Origin of the sequence: Sphingobium sp. PNB (assembly GCF_019873065.1) — a bacterium.
Classification (GTDB): Bacteria; Pseudomonadota; Alphaproteobacteria; order Sphingomonadales; family Sphingomonadaceae; genus Sphingobium; species Sphingobium fuliginis.
Genome location: NZ_JAINEZ010000005.1, coordinates 62,902 through 80,383, shown reverse-complemented (window position 1 = coordinate 80,383; position 17,482 = coordinate 62,902). Strand labels below are relative to the sequence as shown.

Genomic DNA, 17,482 nt, shown 5'->3' with positions numbered 1-17,482 from the left:
GGAGAGGAAACCTCCGAGATCGGGTAAAATGTCCATGGCGCGCCGCATGCGGCAAGAGGCCTGTTGCCGGGCGGTCCGGGGCGCTCCATAGAGGGCCATGCCCGAACTTCCCGAAGTCGAAACCACCGTCGCGGGCCTGCGATCGGTCCTGCAGGGCTCGCTCCTGACGCGGGTCGAGCCGCGCCGCGCCGACCTGCGCTTTCCGATACCCGTCGACCTGCGCCAGCGGCTGACCGGCGCCACCGTCACCGGCCTGTCGCGCCGCGCCAAATACGGCCTGATCGACACCGACCGCGGCGACACGCTGATCTTCCACCTCGGCATGTCGGGCCGCTGGCGAATCGATCCGGCGGAGATCGGGCCGCATGACCATCTGTTGATCGGGACCGGGGGAGGGCGGCTTCTGTCGCTCAACGACCCGCGCCGCTTCGGCTCGCTCGACCTGGTCCGCAGCGAGGCGTGGGAGGCCCATAACCCCTTCACCCGCATGGGACCCGAGCCGCTGGGGCCGGATTTCACGGCCGATGCGCTGGCCGCCGCGCTGAAGGGCAAGGCGGCGTCGATCAAGGCCGCGCTGCTCGACCAGCGCATCGTTGCCGGGCTGGGCAATATCTATGTCTGCGAGGCGCTCCACATGGCCGGCATCGCCCCGACGCGCGAAGCGGGCCGGATCGGCCGCGCCCGCCTCGCCCTGCTGGTCGACGCGATTCGGGAGGTGCTGACCGCCGCCATCGCCGCGGGCGGATCGACGCTGCGCGACTATGCCCGGCCCGACGGCGAACTGGGTTATTTCTCCAAGCAATGGCGGGTCTATGGCCGCGAGGGGGAAGCCTGCCATTGCGGCACGCCCGTCAGGCGCCGCGTGGATGGGGGCAGATCGACCTTTTTCTGCCCGAAATGCCAGAAATAGCGGGGCGCTCAGCGGTTGACGCAACCCCTGTTCCCCTGTAAGGGGCGCACCTTCACGAGAGCCGGTTGGGGATTCCGACGGGCTCCTTCACGAGATTTGACGAGAACCGAGGACAGTAAATGGCCAATACGCCGCAAGCCAAGAAGCGCATCCGCCGCAACGCCCGCCGCGCCGAGATCAACGGCGCCCGCATCAGCCGGATTCGCACCCTGGTGAAGAAGGTCGAAACCGCCCTCGCCGCCGGCGACAAGGCTGCCGCGACCACGGCGCTTCAGTCGGTCCAGCCGGAACTCGCCCGCGGCGTCGCCCGCGGCGTGCTGCACAAGAACACCGCGGCCCGCAAGTTCGGCCGCCTGACGAAGCGCGTCAGCGCGCTCGGCTAAGACCCAGCCACTTTCCAGCTCGTCGGTCAGAACAGGCCCGCCCCGCAGTCGATGCGGGGCGGGCTTTTTCATGTTTCATTCACCAAAAGGTCATTTTGGAGGAAGCCCCGATTTCCGGCGATTCTCCTTCGATTCGAGAGGGGTGACGGTTCGGAGAAGGTAATAATATATTGAAATTGCTGGATAATTTTTCAAACCGGCCTTTTCTGCGGGGTTTGCCGAGTCAACGGCTTTATTTCACATTTTTGACTGGCAGCGCCCTTGATCCGGCGAAGCAGGCCTGTCTATTTTGATCCTCCGGCCGCCACTCGAATCGAATTTCCGGCGGTCATCAGATGGTTGGTTGATGCACGAGATTCGGGAAGGCGGGGCTTTTCCGGAACGGGTCTCTGCGTCGCATCGCCCCTGCCTATGGGGTGCAGTTGATGGGGGTCGACTGTTTATGAAGGATATTACGGCAGTGATTGGAAGTTTGAGCGGTCTCGACACGCAGCAGAATGCGCGCCTGGAGACTGCCTGGGCGACCATTCGCGCCGGGCTGCGCCGCGACATCGGCGCGCGCATGTTCGACCAGTGGCTGAAGGCCGCGCAACTGGGCGATTATTGCCCCGAATCGCAGACGCTGGACCTGTTGTTCGCTTCCGACTTCACCGCCAATTTCGTGTCGGGCCAGTTCGGGGATCGGCTGCGCATGGCATGGCGCTGCGCCGGCGCCGGCGTGCGCGAGGTGCGCCTGCGCCGCGCCCCCAATGCGGTGGGGCCCCGGGTTCTGGAACTGCCGCCGGCCGAGGCCCTTGCCGTGGACGACGGCGGGGTGGCGGACGATCAGGCCCCCGCATCCAATTTCCAGCCGCGCCACAGCTTCGACCAGTTCGTGACCGGCGAGACCAATCATCTCGCCTTCTCCGCCGCGCAGGCCATGGCGGGCAGGAGCCAGCCGCGTTTCAGCCCGCTTTTCATCCATGGCGGCACCGGGCAGGGCAAGACCCATCTGCTCCATGCCATCGCCCAGGGCTTCTCCGCGCATTCGCCCTCGGCCCCCGTGCTCTACATGTCGGCCGAGCGGTTCATGATGGAATTCGTGAACGCGATGCGGGCGAACGAAACGATGATGTTCAAGGCGCGGCTGCGCGCGGCGCGGCTGCTGCTGATCGACGACATCCAGTTCATCGCCGGCAAGGGTTCGACGCAGGAGGAGTTTCTTCACACGATCAACGACCTGATCGATTCGGGCGCCCGCATCGTCGTGACCGCCGACCGTGCGCCGCAGATGCTGGACGCGATCGATGCGCGCATCCTCTCGCGCCTCGCCGGCGGGCTGGTGGCCGACATCCGTCCCGCCGGGCTCGACCTGCGCCTCGCGATCCTGGAGGCCAAGCGCGCCATTGCGGGCGACCCGCCGGTTCCGGACGCGGTGGTCGATTTCCTGGCGCGGTCGATCCGTTCCAATGTGCGCGAGTTGGAAGGCGCCTTCAACAAGCTGATCGCCTATGGCCAGCTTACCGGCCGATCGATCGACCTGGAGTTCGCGCAGGCGATGCTGGCGGACGCGGTGCGGGCCAATGCCCGCCGCATCACCGTCGACGAGATCCAGAAGGCCTGTGCCGCGCATTACAAGATCGACGCGGCGGAAATGCGTTCCAAGCGCCGGGCGAGGGCGGTCGCCCGTCCGCGCCAGGTGGCGATGTATCTGGCCAAGAAGATGACGCCGCGTTCTTTGCCCGAGATCGGCCGTATCTTCGGCGGGCGCGACCATAGCACCGTGATCCACGCGGTGCGCACGATCGAGGAATTGCGGCAGAGCAATCCGGACATAGACGCGGACATCCGCGCCCTGCAGCGCCAGTTGGAAGGCTGACAGGCGGGCGGCTTTGGATTAGAGCCAATCGACATTCAGATGATGACGAGCCGAAAATGGTGGTTTTCCGTGACCCGGAGCGCAGCGTACTCAAGGTACGTGAGCACCGGAAGCACGGAAAAGCGTCATTTGCAGGCCGTCAGGGCTGAATGTCGATTGGCTCTAGGCTTCGCGCCATGATCCGACAACTCGCCCTGTTCCTGGCCGCCCTCTTCTCCCTTGCTCCCGCCCTAGCCCAGAGCCCTGCTGCTGCGCCGCCGCCTGCCGATGTGCGGGTTGCGCTCGACACCGGCGCCGGCGGCATCCTGATCGCGGTGCATGTTGCGCAGGCGCCGGCGACGGCGGCGAATTTCCTGCGCTATGTCGATCAGAAGCGGCTGGACGGCGCCAGCTTCTACCGCGGCGTCGGTTCGGCCGACTATGGCTTCGTGCAGGGCGGGGCGCAGAACGATCCCAAGCGCATCCTGCCGCCGGTCAAGCATGAGCCGACCAGCCAGACCGGCCTTACCCATGATGATGGCGCGCTTTCCATGGCCCGCTATGCGCCCGGCAGCGCGACCGGGGATTTCTTCATCGTGCTGGGCAAGATGCCCGGCATGGACGCGCATCCCGAAGCGGCGGGCGACAATCAGGGCTTCGCCGTCTTCGCCCATGTGATCGAGGGAATGGATGTCGTGAAGACGATCCTCGCCGCCCCCAAATCCCCCACCGCCGGCGAGGGCGTGATGAAGGGGCAGATGCTGGAGCAGCCGGTGACGATCCTGACGGCGCGCCGCCTTCCCTGACCTTGGCCCTGACCTTGGCCCTGAGCCGGGCTCCTGCTCTTGCGGCAGCGCGGCTGGCCTGATGCCGCTGCATCGTTAACCATATTCGCCGGGCCGCCTCCAATGAGGGATGCCCTGCGCGGTCGGCTCTATGCCTTGCCGCTTTCCCCTTTAAGGTTCAGCTTTTTGCGGAGAGCAAGCCATGCAGGTCGACAGCAACGACACCCTGTCCGAACGGGCGGAGCTTCACTTTCTCGCGGCGCTGGTCGATGAACTGATGCGCAAGCTGCTTCATTCCGGCGTGCTCAGCCAGGCCCAGCTCAACGAGATCGAGCAGCAGGTCTCCCATCGCGTCGGGCACAGCCCCCGCGCCTGGTAGGCCTGTTCTGCCGAGGCCGCTTGCGATAGCATCGTGGGATGCGCGTCCTCACGGCACTCCTCCCCCTTGCGGCCTTCCTGGCCGGGCCGGCCTGGGCGCAAGCCTCCGAGCGGGCGGGGCATTATTATCTGCGCGGCGTGATGGAGACGGGGTCCGAACTGATGCTCCATCCAGACGGCCGCTTCCAATGGTATCTGGTCTATGGCGCGCTGGACCTGTTCGCGGAGGGGCGGTGGGCCGAGAGGGACGGGGCCGTCATCCTCACTGCCGAAAGGACGAAGGACGTGCCCGAACCCGGCTTCCGAACGCTTGTCCTGAAAGTCGAGGACAGGTCGCTCGTCCCGCCCGATGGCCGCGGCGCCGATGTCAGGCCCGCCGACGACAGGGACTGACCCCGACTGCATGTCGGCCGTTCTTCAGGGGGCGCTGCGTTGAAGCGGGCGCCGGTCGCGCGCTCCGGGTCCTGTCGTCGCATGCTTTCAGGCGGAAGCCGGTTCCCGCCCTTCGCCGGGGTCGGGACAGGCCTTTATGCACGATGCTCCCTAGCGGACCGCCGGTTCCAGCAGGCGGATCGTTCCCGCGTCGGCGTCGATTTCCGCCCGGCAGCCCACCGGCAGGCTGAACTGGCTGGCGACATGCCCGAACAGCGCGCCCTGGAAAGCGGGGACGCCAAGGGGCGCCAGATGCTGCCGCAACACCTCCGCCAGGGTGAACCCGCCATAGGAGGCGCCGCCGGGACCGCAATCGGTGCACTGCCCGAACACCACGCCCGCCACCCTGCCCAGAAGGCCGGCCAGCGCCAATTGGGTCAGCATCCGGTCGATCCGATAGGGCTGCTCGCTCACATCCTCGATGAACAGGATCGCGCCGTCGAAATCCGGCAGCCACGGGGTTCCCATCAGCGTCGAAAGCACGGTCAGGTTTCCGCCCAGCAGCCGCCCGCTGGCCTTTCCGCCCCGGAAGGTCAGGATGCGCCCGCTGCGCTGCACCAGCCGGTCCTCATGCCCGTCCGGATTGGTCATCAGCGGCGTTGCTCCATCGAAGGCGACGGCGCGGAAGGCATCCCAGGAAAAGCGCGGCCAACTGCTGGCCGCATTGGGCCCGTGGATGGTGACGAAGCCAGCCCGCGCCGCGAAGGCGAGATGCAGCGCGGTGATGTCGGAAAAGCCGATCAGCAGCTTGGGATTGGCCCTGATCTTCGCGAAGTCCAGATAGGGCAGGATGCGCGCGCAGCCCCATCCGCCCCGGGTGGCGAAGACGGCGCGCACCTGCTGATCGGCGAACATGGCGTTGACGTCGGCTGCGCGGTCGGCATCCGTCCCGGCCAGATAGCCGTAGCGTTCGACCAGATGCCGGGCGGGCCTGGGCACCAGCCCCATGGCGACGATCGTTTCCTTGACCAGATCGAGGTCGAAGCTGTCGTCGGTAAAGCCCGCCGGCTCGATCAGGCCCACGCTGTCGCCGGGGCGCAGCCGGGGCGGCTTCACCACGCCCGCAAGGGGCGCGGCCGAAAGCCCGGGAGCCGCCATCGCAGCGCCCAGCGCGGCCATCAATGCCCGCCGGTCCAGCCTCAAAAACTGCTTCCATTCTTGCGGCGGTAGCTGCCCTCGACCCACTGCATGTCGATGTCGGGATAATGCGCATCGCCCAGCGGAACGCGCCCGACGACCAGGAAGGCGCAATCCTCGCCGCTTTCATTCACCAGATGATGGCCATTGGGATCGCCCTTCGGGAAGGAGGCCATGTCGCCGCCGTGCAGCGCCGTTCGGCTTCCTTCCTCGATCAGCATCGCTTCGCCGCTCAGCATGACGAGGAATTCGTCCTCATCCTCATGCCAGTGCCGTTGGGAGGATGCGGCGCCGGGCTTCAGAACCACATGGCTGATGCCGAAATCGGAAAGGCCGGTCGCCGGTCCCAGCCTGCGCACCCATCGCCCCGCTACCGCATCCGCATATTCGGGCGGATAGCCCGTCCGATCGGTCTGTTCGATGGCGGCAAGGTCGATCCTGGGCATGACATATCCTCCTGCCGGCGTTGGCGCCGGCGGTCCCGCCAGCTTCAAAATGCGCGCTGTGCACCACCGCATTTTGCGAGCCGCGCCTGTTCCAGCCAGCTTCAAAATGCACGTCGGCCTGCACGCATTTTGCGAGCCGCTGACTGTTTCAGCCAGCTTCAAAATGCTCTAACGCAACCCCATGAACAAGACCAGCGCCGATGCAAACCCGATCGACATAGCCGAGAAGCTGATCGCCTGTCCCTCCGTCACGCCGGCCACGGGGGATGTCTTCGCCGTGCTGGAGGCGATGCTGAAACCGCTGGGCTTTACCGTCGACCGCTTCCTGGCGGGGGAGGCGCCGGACGGCCCGGTGGAAAATCTGCTGGCATGGCGGACGACGGGGCCGGGCAGGCATTTCGCCTTTGCCGGGCATCTGGATGTGGTCCCGCCGGGCAATGGCTGGGCGAGCGATCCCTTCCGGCCGGAGGTGCGCGGCGAGTTGCTCTATGGGCGCGGCGCCGTCGACATGAAGGGCGCCATCGCCGCCTATGTCGCCGCCCTGCACCACCTGCCCGAAGACCTGCCCGGCACGATCAGCCTGATCATCACCGGCGATGAGGAAGGCGCGGCCGTGCATGGCACGCTGGCCCTGATGGAGCGGATGGCCGCCCATGGGCTGCGTCCCGACCTTTGCCTGGTGGGCGAGCCGACCTCCTCGCAGCGGCTGGGCGACGTCATCAAGATCGGCCGGCGCGGATCGGTCAACATGTGGATCCATGTCGACGGCGTGCAGGGCCATGTCGCCTATCCGCATCTGGCCGACAATCCGATCCCGCGCCTGATCCGCATCCTGTCCGCCATCGATGCGCTGGTGCTGGACGAGGGCAATGACTGGTTCCAGGCGAGCAATATCGAGATCACCAATCTGGATGTCGGCAATCCGACGACCAACGTCATCCCCGCCGCGGCGCAGGCGCGCATCTCGATCCGTTTCAACAATGAACATGGCGGCGCGGAACTGGTCGACCGCATCACCGCCATCGCCGCGGCCGAAGGGGGCAGGGTGGAAGCGAAGATCAGCGGCGAACCCTTTCTGACGGAGCCGGGCATGCTGTCGGACATGGTCGCGGGCGCGATCCGGGACGTGACGGGGGTGGAGGCGGACCTGTCGACCACGGGCGGCACGTCCGACGCGCGCTTCCTCTCGCGCCTGTGCCCGGTGGTGGAATTCGGCCTCAACAATGCGACCATGCACAAGCTGGACGAGGCGGTGGCGCTGGCCGACCTGCGCGACCTCACCGAAATCTACCGGCTGGTTACGGCGAAGGCGCTGGCGAGCTAGGGCATCGTGCGCAAAAGTGGGAACCGGTTTTGCGCCTAAAAGGATGCGGCAATAAAAGCTTGGAGCGTTGCGCGGAACGGCCTGTCCCGGTCCTGTCGAACGTTAGGAATCCGGTCAGGACGGAAGGGAATGAAATCCCGCCCCATGAGGAGCGGGATGCGCATGGCCATCCGCTTCAGACGGAGCGATGCCGGACCAGCGGCGCTGGCGCGGCGAAGCGGGCGAGATAATCCTCCTCCCCCATGGGCCGGGCCAGATGATAGCCCTGGAACAGCGTGCAGCCGATCACGCGCAGCATTTCCATCTGCGCCTCTGTCTCCACCCCCTCGACCACCACTTCCATGCCCAGTCCCTGGATCAGCCCGACGACGGCGCTGCAGATCGTGCGCGCTTCGGCGGAAACGGCGATGTCGCGGACGAGCGACCGGTCGATCTTCACCCGGTCGACCGGCAGTTCGCGCAGCCGCGAGAGGTTGGAATAGCCGGTCCCGAAATCGTCGATGGCGATGCGCACGCCGTCGCGCCGCAGGGCACGGATCTGGTCCAGCGTCCGCGATTTCATCTCCATCGCGAGCGATTCCGTGATCTCCAGTTCCAGCATGATCGCCGGCGCCCGATGCGCGTCTATCGCATGGCGCAGGCGCATGAAGAAGTCGGCCTGCCCCAGTTCGCGGGAGGAGATGTTGATCGCGATCCGCTGCCTCACCCCGGCCTGCGCCCAGCGCGCCGCCGTTTCGCACACGCGGCTCATGACCCAGTCGCCCAGCGCCACGATGGCGCCGCTTTCTTCCGCAATCGGCACGAAGGAGCCGGGCATCACCAGATCGCGTTCCGGATGCACCCAGCGGATCAGCGCTTCGGCGCCGATCGCCCGGCCGCTGGAAATTTCGATCTGCGGCTGGAATTCGAGGAGGAACTCGTCCCGTTGCAGGCCCAGCAGCAGGTCGCGCTCCAGCTCCGCGCGGTCGGCGGCTTCCAGCGCCAGTTCGGTGGTGAACATCTCGGCCCGGTTACGGCCCTGATGCTTGGCATGATACATGGCGATGTCCGCCGATCGCAGCAGCGCGGGCAGCGTGTCGCCATGTTCGGGATAGCAGGCGACGCCGATGGACGCGCCCAGGTCGATATGCTGGCTGCCGAGGTCGAAGCGTTCGCGCAGCGCGAACTGGATGGCGCGGGCAATGCGGCCCGCCGTGTCGAGATCGGGCATGCTGGGGACGAACAGGGTGAATTCATCGCCCGCCAGGCGGCCGATCAGGCAATCGCCCGCGCCCGCGCTGGCCTGCGCCATGGCGACTTCGCGCAGGCGGCCGGCAACGCGCGCCAGCAATTGGTCGCCCGCCGCATGGCCCAGCGTGTCGTTCACGCCCTTGAACCCGTCCAGGTCGATGAAGAACAGGGCCGCAAGCCCTTCTTCGCTGCGTTCCGCCAGCAGCCGTTCGACCTGCCGGCAGAAGCTGGCGCGGTTGGGAAGGCCGGTCACCTGATCGAACAGCGCGAGCGCCTGAACATGGTCCAGGTTCGTGCGGACCTGGCTGAACAGGCTTTCCATCGCCACGGAAAGGTCGGGCAATTCCCGGCCTATGTCCCGCGGCACGGCGGATTGCAGGTCGCCATGGGCCGCCGCCAGCAGGCGTTCGGTCGCACCGTCGATGGCGCTGGCAGTGGTGGCCACGGTACGGCGGGCGGAGGCCCAGCTGAGCGTGCCGCACAGGATCGCGATGATGAGGGAGCGGCCGATGCCGTCCATGTCGGTCGCCTGCCCCTGCCCAAGGACCAGGGACAGGATGAACACCAGCGCCCCCGCGGCGCAGGCGAAGGCAGTGGCGCGGCTCGTCAATGTCACGCCCTGCATGAGTCTCCCTACCCCCGCCAGCCCGGCGTTGGACTGGATCAGTGGGATATGAAGGACAGTGGTTAAGAAAAGGTCAGTGAATCAGTCCGAAAGGCTTATTTTTTGCGCCGCAGGATGACGTAGAGGGCGCCGTCGCCGCCATGGCGCCGATGCGCGATCCGCACGCTGGCGATGCGGTCGGCATAGCTGCTGGTTTCCAGCCAGTGGCCGATCTCGCCGCGGATGGCGCCCCGCCGCGAACCGCCGCTGGCGGAGGGGCTTTTCGGCGGTTTCCCCGTGACCACCAGCAATATTCGCACGTCCCTTGCCCAGGCCGAGGCCAGCGCCTGGTTAAGCCGCGAATAGGCCGCCGACAGGCTGTGGCCGTGCAGGTCTATGGTCATGTCCGGGGTCAGATTTCCGCTACGGATTCGGCGCTCCCAGCCCGAATCCAGAGTGGCTGCGGGAGTGCGCGCCGGGGCCGTCGCGAATGCCTGAGCGGAGGGAGCCGTTAACCCTGTCCCGTCCTTTGCGGGGGTTGGCGGCGTCGGAAGGGAAGAGATGCGCGCACCCGGCCTCAGCGGCCTTACGGAGCGGGTCAGCGCCGTCCAGAGCGCCTGTTCATCGGAGGTGAGACCGCGTCGGGGCATCGCAGCATGATGTCAGGGCTGCTGACCCAGGCGCGCCGCCGACCCGAGCGGCAGCAGGATCAGCGCGCTGCCCCGCGCCGACATGCCGCCCGCGATGCTGCGCGCATTGCTGCCGGCGCCCCAGAAGCTGTCGAAGCGGTTTGCGCCCTTGATTGCGCCGCCGGTATCCTGCGCGATCCAGATGCCATTGGGTTCCGCCCGGTCCAGCGAGAGCAGCACCGGCGCGCCCAGCGGCACATAGCGGGGATCGGCCGCCACCGTCGCTTCGGGCGTCACGGCGACGCCCATCGCGCCCAGCGGGCCGGCGCCGGTCAGTTCCCGGAAGAAGACGAAGCTCTTGTTCTCGTTCACGATCGCCGCGCCCTCGGCCGGATGGGCGCGCAGATATTGCATGATGTCCTGCATCGACCCGGCCTGGATGAGGCCGCGATCCTTCATCAGCTTGCCGATGCCGGTATAGTCGCGGCCATTCTGCCCGTCATAGCCGATCCGCATCACGCCGCCGTCGGGCAGCAGCAGGCGGCCGCTGCCCTGCACCTGGAGGAAGAAGAATTCCACCGGATCGGCGGCCCATGCCAGTTCCAGCCCCTTGCCGGCGAGCGACCCCGAAACGATCTGCGACCGTTCGTCGAACGGCACCAGATTGCTGCCGTCCACCTTGCCGCGAATGGTCCTGCCCTTCAGGCTGTCGCTGAACTGGCCCAGATTGACGTCGATGAGCGTGGGCGGGCGGCGGTAGATCGGCACCTCGTAACCCGGCTGCCGCGTGCGCGACCCCGCGATCTCCGGCTCATAATAGCCGGTGACGAAGGCCTTTCCGTCGCCCACCTGCACCGCTTCGAAATAGCGGGCGAAAAATTCGCCGGCCGACGCCTCCGGCCAGCTCGACGCGGCGGCGCAGGCGCTGTTCCAGTCCGTGCCGCGCGTCAGTCCGCTCTGGTCGCCGCGCCGCATCAGCGAAGGGCAGGAGAGGCGGAACGCCTGCAACGCCTTGCGCGAACGCTCGCCCGACGGAATGAGGTCGGTGATGGCCGGGCCGGGGGCGATTCCGGCGCTGACGGCATTGGCTGTATCGGCCGGCGCGGTCGCGGGAGGCGTGACCGGCACGGGCGGACGGGGAGTGGCGGGAACGGGGCGGGTTGCGGTCTCAGCGCCGCGAGGCGGCCTTGAGGGGGCAGGCCCACCCGCGCCGGGCGGAATCACGCCGCCGGCGCAAGCGGACAGCAGCAAAGCCGCGGCCAGCGCGCCCCACGACTGACGAAGGCTCATGCCGCCTCGTCGGTCTCGCTGAGCTTCCAGTTGGGATCGGTGCTGCGCAGGTCGCGCGTGAAGGTCCAGATGTCGTTGGTGCCGACAGCGTCGGTCAGCGAACCGGCGACGACATTGCCGTCGCGGTCGCGGGTGACGGCGGCGATGTCCGCCTCGAAACGCAGGGAAATCTCCGCCATGCGGCCGGTGACGCCCGCGTCGACGATCTGCACCTTTTCCATGCGGACCAGGCGGTTGTCGAGGACATGGCCCTCCGCCTCCCGCGCCGCGATCGCTTCCTCGAAGGAGGCGAGAACATCGGCATCGCAAAGCCATTCCAGTTCCTGCCGGTCGCCGCGCCAGAACGCCTCCAGCACCATCTTGTAGGCGGCCTTGGCGCCCTCCACGAACTGGGGCACGTCGAAGCTGCGGTCGGCCGCGATCAGCGCGCGGACGCCCGCTTCGCCCCCGGGAGCGATCAGCCCGTCCGACAGCCGCACCGAATCGCCCGCCATTTCCGGAACCGGGCGCGGCTGCACGATCGTCACCTTGGCGCGTTCCTCCGCCGGGCGAAGCGCAGGCTCCTGCTCATGCCCGGTCCGCTTGCCGAGCACCGAATAAAGCCGCAACGCCAGAAAGCCGGCAATCATGGCGAGGATGACGATCACATACACGGGGTCAGGCACCCTTTGGATTGAATCTGAAACTGTAACGCAACCAACATAGGCATGTTTCCCCGCATATTCAAATGGCCGCTTTTCATGTGCCGCATTGCCCCCTCCTGCCGCCCCTGCTAAGCGCGCGGATCGACATGCGCGGACATTCCGCCCGCCAGGCAAACCTTAAAAACCAGGGAAATGAGATGGCCGAGGAAGCCGATACCATTCAGACCACCGGCAATGGCGCCGACAATGGCCCCCAGATCGCGCTGATCAGCCAATATGTGAAGGACATGTCCTTCGAAAACCCCAATGCGCCCGCCGTCTATCAGTGGCAGGACCAGCCGCAGATCGACGTGCAGTTCAACATCGGCGCCGACAAGGTGGGCGAGGAAGTCGTCGAAGTATCCCTGAAGATCGAGGTCAAGGCCACCGCGCCGCAGGGCACCGCCTTTGCCGTGGAACTGGTCTATGCCGCGATCTTCGGCATGCGGAACGTGCCCGAGGACCAGATGCAGCCCTTCATGCTGGCCGAAGCGCCGCGCCTTCTCTTCCCCTTCGCCCGCCGCGTGCTGGCCGACGCGATCCGCGACGGGGGCTTCCCGCCGCTGTTGCTCGATCCCATCGATTTCGGCGGCCTCTATGTCCAGCAGGCGCAGGCCATGGCGCAGACCGCAGGCGAGCCGGCCGGCCACGCCTGAATGGAGCGCACTCACCCGTTCGTGCTGAGTAGGGACTGAGCTTGTCGAAGGCCCGTATCGAAGCATTGTGCATATCAGATCCTTCGATACGCCACTTCGGCAAGCTCAGCGGCTACTCAGGACGAACGGAGAGCATGTGGCAGAGGCGTGCGCATGAAACTCGCTAAAGCCCTCGGTTCCGTGGGCGGGCTGACGCTCGCCAGCCGGGTGCTGGCCCTTGTCCGCGATTCGCTGGCGGCGCGCTATGTCGGCGCGGGATTCGCGTCGGACGCCTTCAACGGCGTCGCCTTCCGCCTGCCCAACATGTTCCGCGCCCTCTTTGCCGAGGGCGCCTTTTCCGCCGCCTTCATCCCCATGTTCAACCGCAAGGCGGCGGGGCCGGGTGGGGTCGCGGACGGCTATCGCTTCGCTGAGCGGGCGCTGGCCGTGCTGCTGCCGGTGCTGGTCGTCTTCACCGCGCTGCTGATCGCGGCGGCCTGGCCGATCACATGGGCGCTCTCCGGCGGCTTTTCCCGCCAGAACCCGACGCCGGAGCAATTCGCCTTCGCGGTGACGCTCTCGCGGATCACCTTGCCCTATCTGGCGCTGATCAGCCTTGCCTCCCTGCTGGGCGGCATATTGAATTCGCTCGAGAAATTCTGGGTGAATGCCGCCGCGCCGATCCTGCTCAACATCGCCATGATCGCGGGGCTGTGGCTGTTCCACGGCGCCGACGAATATGAAACCGCGCGGGTGCAGGCGATTTCCGTCACCGTGGGCGGGGCGCTGCAATTGCTGTGGCTGATCTGGGCCTGCCGCCGGGCGGGCGTGTCGATGAAGCTCAAGCGCCCGCGACTGGATGCGGATGTGAAGGAACTGCTCCGCCTGATCGTGCCGGCGGCGGCGGGGGCTGGGGCTTCGCAGATCAACCTGCTGATCTCCACCGCCCTGTCCGGCTGGCTGCTCGCCTCAGGCTCCATCACCTATATCTATTATGCCGACCGGCTGAACCAGTTGCCGCTGGGGCTGATCGGGATCGGCCTTGGCACCATATTGCTGCCGACCATTTCCCGCCTGCTGTCGACGGGCCAGGAGCAAGTGGCCATGGACACGCAGAACCGCGGCATCGAACTGGCGCTGTTCCTGACCCTGCCCGCGACCGTCGCCTTCATCACCGTGGCGGAACCGATCGTGCGGGGCCTGTTCCAATATGGCCGCTTCACCGCGCTGGATGCGGAGCGCTGCGGCTGGGCGCTGTCCGCCTTTTCCATCGGCCTGCCATCCTATGTCCTCGTGAAGGTGCTGACGCCCGGCTATTATGCGCGCGGGGACACCAGGACGCCGGTCCGCTATGCGATGCTGTCGATCCTCATCAACATCGTCGGGAACATTGTCCTGATCCCGCTGATGGGCCATGTCGGGCCGCCGCTGGCGACGGCGCTGTCCTCCACCGTCAATGTGGCGATGCTCTATTCGACGCTGGTGAAGCGCGGCCATTTCGCCGCCGACGGGCAGTTGCGGCGGCGCCTGCCCCGCCTCGCCGTGGCGGCGGTCGTGATGGGCGGGGCGCTCTATGCCGGCGAAGGGCTGCTCGATCCATGGCTCGGCGGGGCGATGGTCCAGCGCTATGTGGCGCTGGCGGTGCTTGTCGGCGCGGGAATCGCGCTGTACGGGGTGGCCTGCTTCCTTACGGGCGCCTATCGGCTCTCGGACCTGAAGGCGCTGATGCGGCGCAAAAGTGCAACCAAGACAGAGAACGGATAGAAGAATGCGCGTCCTTTCCGGCATCCAGCCGACCGGCAATCTGCACCTGGGCAATTATCTGGGCGCGATCCGCAACTGGGTGCGGATGCAGGACGAGATGGACAGCGAGAGCCAGTGCTTCTTCTTCCTGGCCGACATGCATTCGATCACCGTGCATGAAGGGCGCGAACAGCGTATCCGCAATGTCCGCGACATGGCCGCCGCGCTGGTCGCCGCCGGGATCGACCCGGACCGCTCCGTCCTCTTCAACCAGGCGCGGGTGCCCGCCCATGCGGAACTGTGCTGGCTGCTGAACGGCACGGCGCGGATCGGCTGGCTCAACCGCATGACCCAGTTCAAGGACAAGGTGGGCAAGGACCGCGAGGGCGCCTCCATCGGCCTGTTCGTCTATCCGGTGCTCCAGGCCGCCGACATCCTGGTCTACAACGCCACCCATGTGCCGGTGGGGGAGGACCAGAAGCAGCATCTGGAACTGGCGCGCGACATCGCCACGAAGTTCAACACCGATTTCGGCGTGGAGCTGTTCACCCTGCCCGATCCGATCATCCCCAGGGAATCGGCGCGCATCATGTCGCTGCGCGACGGCACGGCGAAGATGTCCAAGTCCGACCCGTCCGACATGAGCCGCATCAACCTGACCGACGATGACGATGCGATCATGCAGAAGGTGAAGAAGGCCAAGACTGATCCCGAACCGCTGCCGGACAATGCCGGGGGGCTGGCCGGGCGTCCGGAGGCGAACAATCTTCTCGGCATCCATGCGACGCTGTCGGGCATGAGCGTGGACGCGGTCTGTGCCGAATTCGCCGGCAAGGGCTTCGGCGCGTTCAAGCCGGCCCTGGGCGAACTGCTGGTGGAAACGCTCCGCCCCATCCGTGCGCGGTTCATGGAATTGCGCACCGACGACGCCGCGCTGGACGCCATCCTCGAAAAGGGGGCGGCCAAGGCGTCGGCGGCTGCCGCGCCCACTTTGCGGGCGGCCTATGACGCGATGGGACTGATGCGCTGATGCCGCAGGGGTCGCCAAAGCGGCGGCCCTTTCCGGTTCGTGACGGAATAATCCATGCCGCGGCGTCGTACGGATGGCAGGACATGGTTTGCGCCCGTTCGCCCGTTACGTGCGTTCAAACGATGTTCAGTTGCGTTTTGCCATGGCAGGACGCAAGATGTTTGGCAGGCGAAGTGCCTGGTACAGGACGCAAGAAATATGACCCGTTTCAAAAAGATCGGCTTCCTCGCGGCGCCCGCTTTGGCGCTTGTGGCGCTGTCAGGCTGCGCGAGTTCCTTCAAGGCGGATGTGGCGCGCTTTCAGCAGCTTCCGGCTCCCGCCGGCCAGAGCTTCACCGTTGTCGCGGACGATCCGCGCCTGGCGGGCGGCCTTGAATTTTCGCATTATGCGGACCTCGTCAGCCAGCGTCTGACCCAGACCGGCTATGTCGCCGCCGGCGATCCCGCGCGGGCCGACCTGATCGTGCGCGTGGCCTATGGCGTCGACAATGGGCGCGAAAAGGTGCGATCGACCGGATTCGGCAATCCCGACCCGTTCTTCTACGGCGGTTGGGGCTGGCGGGGCCGCTGGGGCCGCCCCTGGGGCTATGGCTTCTATGACCCGTGGCTGTTCGGGCCCGGCGGTTATAATGACGTGACCAGCTATACCGTCTATACCGGCGACCTCAGCATGAAGATCGACCGCGCCGCCGACAATCGCCGCCTGTTCGAGGGCAAGGCGCAGGCCCAGTCGCTTTCCAACAAGCTGACCTATCTGGTGCCGAACCTGATCGATGCGATGTTCACCGGCTTTCCGGGCCAGAATGGCGAGAATGTGAAGATCACGCTGCCGCCCGAGAAGAAGGGCTGAGCGGCTTTCCTCAGGGCGGCTCCCAGCCATGCCCCTTTGCCCGGCGGTCGAGGATCGCCGGGCTTTTCTTATGGAAAGCGCGAGGGTCGCCGGGCGGTCCATCGCACCGGGCCGCCCGTCTCGCTGCTGCCCTTCGCCGGCACATGGCGCGAATCACGGTCCGTCGTCGACCCCTTGCCGGCCGGCGAAGGGCAGCAGCGCCTCATAGACCGGAAGCGGCGGCTTGCCGTGCACGGGAACCCCGCGGCGCAACAGGAACGCATGCCGCACGATCTCCGCCTGCTGCTCCAGGCCATAGCGGCGGAACGGCTTTCCCGGCACGATCTCATAGCCGTAGCGGCAGAAGGGATGGCGCATCAGCGGCAGATACCATCTGCCGCCCCGCTGCGCCTGCCAGACATGGGTCATTTCATGGATGAAATGTCCCTGGACGTGCAGGGGGCTGTCGCAGAAATCAGGGCAGAACAGGCCGCTTTCCGGATGAAACCAGAGGTCGCCGTCGGGCGCCATGGTGACTTGCCGCGGCTGGAACGGCCACCATTTGCGATCATGCACCCGCACCCGCCGATAATCGATGGCGGCGGCGAACACCGACCGGGCCAGGGCGGTTTCAGCCTCGGTCAGCGGACGTCCGGTCAATGCGCCTCATGCTCCTTTTGCGGGGGAACGGGAGCGGCGGCGCCGGGCTTCTGGATGATGGCGTCGACCAGCAGGCGGTCGCCATTGGCGAGCAGGAAAGTGAGCGTCATCCTGCCGCGGCCGATCGCCGTGTCGTTGACGCCCCAGAGCATCAGATGCTTGCCGCCCGGCGCGAAGGCGACCGTGGACCTGGCGGGGATGGGGACGCTGTCGAGCGGCTTCATCGTCATCCTGCCGCCCTCGCTCATGCTCTCGTGCATCTCCACCTTCAGCGCATAGTCGGTGAGCACGCCGCGCAGCGCCGTGTCCGCATCGCCGCCATGGGCGATGAAATAGCCGGAGGACGGCATGTCCTTGTTGGGGCTGAGCCGCACCCAGGCCTGATCGACATAGGTGGGCGCGGGATCGCCGCACGCCGTGAGCGCAAGCGGGGCGGCAAGGGCGATTAGGGGGTAAAATGCGCGCATGGGCAAAGGCTTCCTCAATGTCCCGTTTCCGATCGTTTCCTGGAGGTAATC

At 66.5% G+C, this 17,482-nt stretch carries 19 protein-coding genes; 11 read left to right on the top strand and 8 right to left on the bottom strand.

Features of this window, described 5'->3' with window-relative positions; genetic code table 11:
- Positions 1–97: 97 nt before the first annotated feature.
- From mutM to K7W03_RS03330, 6 genes are all read left to right on the top strand, one after another.
- Complete coding sequence (gene mutM, locus K7W03_RS03355) at positions 98–910, top strand: bifunctional DNA-formamidopyrimidine glycosylase/DNA-(apurinic or apyrimidinic site) lyase (RefSeq protein WP_025551635.1); 813 nt, start codon at positions 98–100, stop codon at positions 908–910.
- A 119-nt stretch (positions 911–1,029) separates the two neighbouring features.
- On the top strand, positions 1,030–1,293 hold the full coding sequence (gene rpsT, locus K7W03_RS03350) for a 30S ribosomal protein S20 (RefSeq protein WP_007687699.1): 264 nt from the start codon (positions 1,030–1,032) through the stop codon (positions 1,291–1,293).
- Between the two features lie 442 nt (positions 1,294–1,735).
- A complete protein-coding gene (gene dnaA / locus K7W03_RS03345) occupies positions 1,736–3,151 on the top strand; it encodes a chromosomal replication initiator protein DnaA (protein WP_222885559.1) in 1,416 nt (471 codons plus the stop codon).
- A gap of 176 nt (positions 3,152–3,327) precedes the next feature.
- Positions 3,328–3,936, top strand: coding sequence for a peptidylprolyl isomerase (locus K7W03_RS03340; RefSeq protein ID WP_222885558.1), 609 nt, complete (start codon positions 3,328–3,330; stop codon positions 3,934–3,936).
- 181 nt (positions 3,937–4,117) lie between these two features.
- A complete protein-coding gene (locus K7W03_RS03335) occupies positions 4,118–4,294 on the top strand; it encodes a hypothetical protein (protein ID WP_165363329.1) in 177 nt (58 codons plus the stop codon).
- A gap of 38 nt (positions 4,295–4,332) precedes the next feature.
- Positions 4,333–4,686, top strand: a complete 354-nt coding sequence (locus tag K7W03_RS03330) for a hypothetical protein (protein WP_222885557.1) — start codon at positions 4,333–4,335, stop codon at positions 4,684–4,686.
- A 150-nt stretch (positions 4,687–4,836) separates the two neighbouring features.
- On the opposite strand, the gene K7W03_RS03325 is transcribed toward K7W03_RS03330, so the two are convergent.
- Entirely contained in the window at positions 4,837–5,844 is a 1,008-nt protein-coding gene (locus tag K7W03_RS03325) for a S66 peptidase family protein (protein WP_167706730.1), read from the bottom strand.
- Positions 5,845–5,864: 20 nt separating this feature from the next.
- Positions 5,865–6,308: a cupin domain-containing protein gene (locus K7W03_RS03320; RefSeq protein ID WP_061936472.1), complete on the bottom strand. Its 444-nt coding sequence runs from the start codon at positions 6,306–6,308 to the stop codon at positions 5,865–5,867.
- Between the two features lie 181 nt (positions 6,309–6,489).
- Here K7W03_RS03320 and dapE point away from each other — a divergent pair, with 181 nt between their 5' ends.
- Positions 6,490–7,632 carry a succinyl-diaminopimelate desuccinylase gene (dapE, locus tag K7W03_RS03315; RefSeq protein WP_025552008.1) on the top strand — a complete coding sequence of 381 codons (1,143 nt, stop codon included), beginning with the start codon at positions 6,490–6,492 and terminating at the stop codon, positions 7,630–7,632.
- 175 nt (positions 7,633–7,807) lie between these two features.
- Here the strand turns inward: dapE and K7W03_RS03310 are convergent, their stop codons facing one another.
- The 4 genes from K7W03_RS03310 to K7W03_RS03295 form a co-directional block, all read right to left on the bottom strand.
- Positions 7,808–9,487 (bottom strand): putative bifunctional diguanylate cyclase/phosphodiesterase, encoded by a 1,680-nt coding sequence (locus K7W03_RS03310; protein ID WP_044661619.1) that lies wholly within the window; start codon positions 9,485–9,487, stop codon positions 7,808–7,810.
- 95 nt (positions 9,488–9,582) lie between these two features.
- Positions 9,583–10,116 (bottom strand): Smr/MutS family protein, encoded by a 534-nt coding sequence (locus K7W03_RS03305; RefSeq protein ID WP_222885556.1) that lies wholly within the window; start codon positions 10,114–10,116, stop codon positions 9,583–9,585.
- A 12-nt stretch (positions 10,117–10,128) separates the two neighbouring features.
- Positions 10,129–11,385, bottom strand: coding sequence for a murein transglycosylase A (locus K7W03_RS03300; RefSeq protein WP_222885555.1), 1,257 nt, complete (start codon positions 11,383–11,385; stop codon positions 10,129–10,131).
- Positions 11,382–12,038: a Tim44/TimA family putative adaptor protein gene (locus K7W03_RS03295; RefSeq protein WP_044661622.1), complete on the bottom strand. Its 657-nt coding sequence runs from the start codon at positions 12,036–12,038 to the stop codon at positions 11,382–11,384. The genes K7W03_RS03300 and K7W03_RS03295 overlap by 4 nt, the downstream gene beginning before the upstream one ends.
- A 188-nt stretch (positions 12,039–12,226) precedes the next feature.
- Between K7W03_RS03295 and secB the strand changes: the two genes are divergently transcribed.
- From secB to K7W03_RS03275, 4 genes are all read left to right on the top strand, one after another.
- On the top strand, positions 12,227–12,724 hold the full coding sequence (gene secB / locus K7W03_RS03290) for a protein-export chaperone SecB (RefSeq protein ID WP_025551907.1): 498 nt from the start codon (positions 12,227–12,229) through the stop codon (positions 12,722–12,724).
- Positions 12,725–12,877: 153 nt separating this feature from the next.
- Positions 12,878–14,467, top strand: a complete 1,590-nt coding sequence (murJ, locus tag K7W03_RS03285) for a murein biosynthesis integral membrane protein MurJ (protein WP_222885554.1) — start codon at positions 12,878–12,880, stop codon at positions 14,465–14,467.
- A gap of 4 nt (positions 14,468–14,471) precedes the next feature.
- A complete protein-coding gene (trpS, locus tag K7W03_RS03280) occupies positions 14,472–15,476 on the top strand; it encodes a tryptophan--tRNA ligase (RefSeq protein WP_222885553.1) in 1,005 nt (334 codons plus the stop codon).
- Positions 15,477–15,674: 198 nt separating this feature from the next.
- Positions 15,675–16,325 (top strand): DUF4136 domain-containing protein, encoded by a 651-nt coding sequence (locus tag K7W03_RS03275; protein ID WP_025551911.1) that lies wholly within the window; start codon positions 15,675–15,677, stop codon positions 16,323–16,325.
- A 153-nt stretch (positions 16,326–16,478) separates the two neighbouring features.
- On the opposite strand, the gene K7W03_RS03270 is transcribed toward K7W03_RS03275, so the two are convergent.
- Entirely contained in the window at positions 16,479–16,964 is a 486-nt protein-coding gene (locus K7W03_RS03270; RefSeq protein ID WP_061936462.1) for a hypothetical protein, read from the bottom strand.
- On the bottom strand, positions 16,961–17,431 hold the full coding sequence (locus K7W03_RS03265) for a copper chaperone PCu(A)C (RefSeq protein ID WP_025551915.1): 471 nt from the start codon (positions 17,429–17,431) through the stop codon (positions 16,961–16,963). Before K7W03_RS03265 ends, K7W03_RS03270 begins: the two co-directional genes overlap by 4 nt.
- Between the last annotated feature and the right edge of the window lie 51 nt (positions 17,432–17,482).

Bases quoted from the DNA above. Each gene is read 5' to 3' on its own strand.
- dnaA (WP_222885559.1), top strand. From the start codon at position 1,736: ATGAAGGATATTACGGCAGTGATTGGAAGTTTGAGCGGTCTCGACACG.
- K7W03_RS03335 (WP_165363329.1), top strand. From the start codon at position 4,118: ATGCAGGTCGACAGCAACGACACCCTGTCCGAACGGGCGGAGCTTCAC.
- K7W03_RS03300 (WP_222885555.1), bottom strand. From the start codon at position 11,385: ATGAGCCTTCGTCAGTCGTGGGGCGCGCTGGCCGCGGCTTTGCTGCTG.
- mutM (WP_025551635.1), top strand. From the start codon at position 98: ATGCCCGAACTTCCCGAAGTCGAAACCACCGTCGCGGGCCTGCGATCG.
- K7W03_RS03320 (WP_061936472.1), bottom strand. From the start codon at position 6,308: ATGCCCAGGATCGACCTTGCCGCCATCGAACAGACCGATCGGACGGGC.
- K7W03_RS03265 (WP_025551915.1), bottom strand. From the start codon at position 17,431: ATGCGCGCATTTTACCCCCTAATCGCCCTTGCCGCCCCGCTTGCGCTC.
- rpsT (WP_007687699.1), top strand. From the start codon at position 1,030: ATGGCCAATACGCCGCAAGCCAAGAAGCGCATCCGCCGCAACGCCCGC.
- murJ (WP_222885554.1), top strand. From the start codon at position 12,878: ATGAAACTCGCTAAAGCCCTCGGTTCCGTGGGCGGGCTGACGCTCGCC.
- K7W03_RS03330 (WP_222885557.1), top strand. From the start codon at position 4,333: ATGCGCGTCCTCACGGCACTCCTCCCCCTTGCGGCCTTCCTGGCCGGG.
- secB (WP_025551907.1), top strand. From the start codon at position 12,227: ATGGCCGAGGAAGCCGATACCATTCAGACCACCGGCAATGGCGCCGAC.
- K7W03_RS03310 (WP_044661619.1), bottom strand. From the start codon at position 9,487: ATGCAGGGCGTGACATTGACGAGCCGCGCCACTGCCTTCGCCTGCGCC.
- K7W03_RS03325 (WP_167706730.1), bottom strand. From the start codon at position 5,844: ATGGCCGCGCTGGGCGCTGCGATGGCGGCTCCCGGGCTTTCGGCCGCG.
- K7W03_RS03340 (WP_222885558.1), top strand. From the start codon at position 3,328: ATGATCCGACAACTCGCCCTGTTCCTGGCCGCCCTCTTCTCCCTTGCT.
- K7W03_RS03305 (WP_222885556.1), bottom strand. From the start codon at position 10,116: ATGCCCCGACGCGGTCTCACCTCCGATGAACAGGCGCTCTGGACGGCG.
- trpS (WP_222885553.1), top strand. From the start codon at position 14,472: ATGCGCGTCCTTTCCGGCATCCAGCCGACCGGCAATCTGCACCTGGGC.
- dapE (WP_025552008.1), top strand. From the start codon at position 6,490: ATGAACAAGACCAGCGCCGATGCAAACCCGATCGACATAGCCGAGAAG.
- K7W03_RS03275 (WP_025551911.1), top strand. From the start codon at position 15,675: ATGACCCGTTTCAAAAAGATCGGCTTCCTCGCGGCGCCCGCTTTGGCG.